Source organism: Streptomyces sp. NPDC055815 (assembly GCF_053616475.1).
On sequence record NZ_JBSHDU010000179.1, the window covers coordinates 1 to 2371 of the forward strand.

Consider the following 2371-nt stretch of genomic DNA (forward strand, 5'->3'; position numbering starts at 1 on the left):
CGCAAGCGAGGTGCCCTCGGCGCAGGCGCCGCCGATCGACGTGCCCGGACGCTGTCGCGTCCGGGCGGCGGCGCACCACCGGCCCCAGCCCCCAGCCCTCACCCGTATGGGTTGACCTGCGGAAACAGCTGAAAATCCACCCCCTGGCGAGCACTTAAAGTGATACAGTTTTCTTGTTGGTCGGAGTGGCACCGGCCAACACCAAGACACCCTCACCCTCCCAACTCAAGGGACAACCATGACCCCGAACGAAATGCCCTCCGCATCTTCTCTTTCTGCCGAGTTCACCGGAACGCACGCGGAAATCGTCACCGCGCTGAAGACCGTGGAATTCGGAATCAACGCGAAGGAAGTGAACCCGAACCAGCGGGGCGTGCTCATCGAGACCGCCGACGACACCGCCACGTTCACTTCCTTCGACTTCGAGACGGCCGTTTCCGTGACCGTCCCGTGCGGCACTCCCCAGACCCCCGGCTCCTCGTTCCTCGACCACTCCGAGCTGACCAAGACCCTCACGGCCCTCGTCGCGGGCGAGACCAAGACGGCCGCCGACAAAACGCCCGTCAGCCTCACCGGCGACCTCCTCGACGGCGGCGGCATGACCATCCCGATCGCCACCTGCGACATCGCCGGCTTCACCCACCCGCCGCTCCCCGCCCCCGCCCTGGCCACCGTCGACAGCGAGGCCTTCCTCGCCCAGCTCAAGCGCACCCTCCCCGCCAGGGGCGACGACGCCACCCTGCCCGCCCTGACCGGCGTACAGCTCACCCTGACCGGCTCGACCCTCACCATGGCCGCCAGCGACCGCTACCGCTTCGCGGTCGCCGACGTCGCCACCCACCCCGTCCACGCCGACCTCCCCGAGGGCCAGGCCGCCACGGCGCTCATCCCCGGCGGTACCCTCAAGCGGCTCGCCCAGGCCCTCAAGACCCACACCGGCCCCCTCGCCCTCGGCATCACCCCCGACGGCGACTGGGCCACGCTGATGGCAGGTCAGACCACCATCACCATCCGCACCCTCGCCCACCGGCTCCCCGGGTACAGCCGACTGTTCCCCGAGACCGTCGCCGTCTCCGTCCGCATCCCGCGCACCGCGCTCGCAGGCGCCGTCAAGAAGTGCACCGCGCTCATCAAGGCCAAGGGCGACAAGCACACCCCGCTCAGCCTCCTGTGGGACGCCGACGGCGCCCTCACGCTCGCGCCGGCACTCCCCGAGCCCCAGGACCGCGCCCGCCTCAAGGGCATCCCCCTGCCCTACACCCCCGAGCAGGGCGACCCCACGGCGCTGCACCGCTCCCACATGTCCTTCCGCCCGGCATTCCTCACGGACGCCCTCGACGCCTTCACCGGCGACACCATCAACCTCCACAACCCCGGCGCCACCGAAGCACAGTGCACGGTCAAGCCCGTCGTCTTCACCCACACCCCCGACCTGACCGGAGACGGATACCGCCACCTCCTGATGCCCATCCGCCTCGAACCCGGCACCTGGACCCTCTGACCCCCACCCGCCGGGGCGCCAGCCGCGCCCCGGCGGGTCACCCGAGCAAGGAAGACAGATGATCCTGATCCACTGCCCGGCGTGCGAGGGCACCTACCACCTCGTCTCCAGCGGCACGCTCCAGTGCCCCACGTGCGACCGCCAGATCACGCCCCGCGACATCTCCCTCGACGGCCAAGAGGCATGGGCCGTCGACCCCGCCGGTCGTCTGGGATACGTCACCGACCCCGCCGCATCGCTCCAGGACATGGACGACGCAATCGAGGAGTACGCCTCCGCCCCCGACAGGGACGCCCGGCGCCTCGCCCTGAACCACTTCCAAGCCGGCCTCACGGCCTACGCCGAGGCACGCGAGACCGGCCTCGCCCAGCCCCGCCGCTACACCGGCAACGAGATCCGGCGCGCCGTCAACGACGCCGCCGACCTCATCAACGAGAAACTGAATCTCGACGAGCCGGAAAGCGACATCGTGAACCTCTGCGTAAACGCTTCAATCACGCTCATGGAAAACCCGAAAGCCTCCTTCGAGCAAGTCGTAACGCAGAATTACGGAATCACGGTAGAAGAAATCATGGGGTGGTGGGGCTGGGGATACGAATAGCCCAGACCCGACCCCAAGAGGGTGTGATCCGGTTGTGCCAACCCAACCTCCTGCATCAAACTGACCACCCCCAACTCCCCTTCCTAGCCAGCTGCCCGCGTCAGCGGGCCTTGGGTCCGGGAGCGAAGCGGACGGGCCCTCACCCCGCACACCCGCACCGCGCCTGACTGCCCGCCAGTCTCGCCGTGCGGAGCACGGCCGCTCTCCTGGAGCGAAGCGGAGGGAGAGCCCGGTGGGCGAAGCCCACCGGTGCCGTTGAACTCCCCGGC

General features: G+C 69.0%; 2 protein-coding genes. Both read left to right on the forward strand.

What is annotated here, in order from left to right; genetic code table 11:
- Positions 1–238: 238 nt before the first annotated feature.
- Complete coding sequence (locus ACWGN5_RS41810) at positions 239–1501, forward strand: DNA polymerase III subunit beta family protein (protein ID WP_453524264.1); 1263 nt, start codon at positions 239–241, stop codon at positions 1499–1501.
- 58 nt (positions 1502–1559) lie between these two features.
- Positions 1560–2102 (forward strand): hypothetical protein, encoded by a 543-nt coding sequence (locus tag ACWGN5_RS41815; RefSeq protein WP_453524266.1) that lies wholly within the window; start codon positions 1560–1562, stop codon positions 2100–2102.
- The last annotated feature ends 269 nt before the right edge of the window (positions 2103–2371 follow it).